Source organism: Kitasatospora sp. NPDC036755 (genome assembly GCF_040636595.1).
GTDB lineage: Bacteria > Actinomycetota > Actinomycetes > Streptomycetales > Streptomycetaceae > Kitasatospora.
This window is the reverse complement of the sequence record NZ_JBEZUT010000620.1, coordinates 1-2,057: the sequence shown is the minus strand read 5'-3', so window position 1 is coordinate 2,057 and position 2,057 is coordinate 1. Positions and strand designations below refer to the sequence as shown.

The 2,057-nt window shown below is 75.5% G+C and carries 2 protein-coding genes; one reads left to right on the top strand and one right to left on the bottom strand.

What is annotated here, in order from left to right:
* Positions 1 to 249: 249 nt before the first annotated feature.
* Positions 250 to 1,278: a LacI family DNA-binding transcriptional regulator gene (locus AB0E96_RS40600; protein WP_359831807.1), complete on the top strand. Its 1,029-nt coding sequence runs from the start codon at positions 250 to 252 to the stop codon at positions 1,276 to 1,278.
* A gap of 77 nt (positions 1,279 to 1,355) precedes the next feature.
* Here AB0E96_RS40600 and AB0E96_RS40595 read toward each other — a convergent pair.
* A partial coding sequence (locus AB0E96_RS40595; RefSeq protein ID WP_359831805.1) for a GNAT family N-acetyltransferase occupies positions 1,356 to 2,057 on the bottom strand: 702 nt, incomplete at its 5' end.

Here is a 2,057-nt window from a genome sequence, read left to right as displayed (position 1 = left end):
GGGCCGCCGGGCGTGCGCGCCGGACGGCCCGCCGGTGCGGCGGCGCGCTCATCGGCCTGCTCCCACGCTCGGCGGTGGCGGCTCCGGGGGCCGCCTGTCCAGCCACCCTCCGGGTGGGCGCGGCCGGGGCGCAACCGCAGGCGGCCGATCGGGGCGCGGGCCCGGCCGCACGGGCGGGTGAACGGACGGTGGCGCCGCCGGAGACTCGACAAATACGCTGGTCGGAGGGGCTGTGTAGGCTCAACGGTCATGGCGAGGGTGACGCGGGACGATGTGGCGCGGGTGGCGGGGACGTCCACGGCGGTCGTGAGTTATGTGATCAACGACGGACCGCGACCGGTGGCGGCCGCGACCCGGGCGCGGGTGCTCGCGGCGGTCGAGGAGCTCGGCTACCGGCCGAACCGGGTCGCCCAGGCGATGGCCCGACGGCGGACCGACCTGCTCGGGATGGTCGTCCCGGACGCCCGCCAGCCCTTCTTCGCCGGGCTCGCGCACGCCGTCGAGCAGGCCGCCGCAGAGCACGGCCGACTGCTGCTGATCGGCAACTCCGACTACGCCGACGAGCGCGAGGCGCACTACATCCGCGCCTTCCTCGGGATGCAGGTGGACGGTCTGATCCTGGTCACCCAGGACCCGGCCACCCCCGGGCTGACCGGTTTCGACGTGGCCGACGGCACCCCCGTGGTGCTGCTGCACCACCGGACGGAGACCACCGAGGGCGTCGCCGTGGTCGCGGACGACGAGGGCGGCGCCCGCGAGGTGGTCCGCCACCTGCTCGGGCACGGGCACACCGAGGTGCACTGCTTCGGCGGCACCCTCGCGCTCAGCCCGCACGACCCGGTCACCGGGCGGACGGCCGGCTGGGTCGCCGCGATGGAGGAGGCCGGGCTGTCCACCGCCGGACGGCTCACCCCGGCGCCGTTCGACCGGGTCCGGGCGCACGCCGAGGCGCTCGCCCTGCTGGCCCGGCCCGACCGGCCCGCCGCCGTGTTCTGCGCGACGGACGACCAGGCGATCGGCCTGCTGCGGGCCGCCGACGACCTCGGCATACGGGTGCCGGAGGACCTCGCGGTGGCCGGCTTCGACGACATCGCCGAAGCGGTGATCGCCGGGCCCGCGCTGACGACCGTCACCACGGCGCAGGACGAGATGGCCCGGGCCGCGGTGGAACTCGTCCTGGGCGGGCCGGAGCGCCGTGCCCGGGGCGCCCGCACCTTCCCGGCCCGGCTGGTGGTCCGGCGCTCCTGCGGCTGCGCGCCGGCGGTGGAGCGGGGCTGACGGGCGGCACGGGCCGGGTCCGGCACCGGGCCCGGGCGTGGGGCGGGCCTGCCGCCCGGGCCGGCGCGCCACCCCCCTCAGTCTTCGAGCAGTTCGTCCGCGAGCAGGTCCATCAGCAGGTTGTCGTGCCAGCTGCCGTCCGCGCCGCGCTCGTACTGGCGCATGGTGCCGACGGTGCGGAAGCCGACCTTGGTGTAGCAGCGGATCGCGGCGAGGTTGTCCGCGGCCGGGTCGATCACCAGCCGGTGGTAGTGGTGCTCGTGCACGAGGTACCGGGCCATCGTGCGCACCGCGTCGGTGCCGAGGCCGAGGCCGTGCACCGTCGGGTCGAGGTAGAGGTCCATCCCGGCGTGCCGGTACTCGTCGTCGTTGTTGGCGTACCACTGGATGGCGCCGACCACCTTGCCGCCGAGGTCGATCGCGAAGGTCTCGGTGCCGGGCGACTCCAGGTCGTTGGCGACCTCGCCGGCCAGGTCGTCGCCGCCCCGCCAGCGGGAGAACACCTCGGGCGTTCCGCGGATGGCCGCCAGTGCCGGAATGTCCTCGCCGGTGGCCGGGCGGAGCGTGACCAAGGTGCCGTGCAGAATCGTCCCCATATGGGGCATGTTGGCACGGAAACCCGGCTCCGGCGAGTGTTTTCGAACCGCCGTCCGGCCCCTTCCGACGGGTTCCGGCGTGCGGACCCGGGGCCGGGGCGGCAGGGCGGCACGGAACTTGGCGATGGTGAGGAACTGGTCGGCGTCCGCGGCGTAGCGGAACTCCAGCTGGCCGAGCGCGTC

What these genes read in the sequence shown, in the direction of transcription:
- AB0E96_RS40600 (WP_359831807.1), top strand. Translation starts at nt 250, where the DNA reads ATGGCGAGGGTGACGCGGGACGATGTGGCGCGGGTGGCGGGGACGTCC.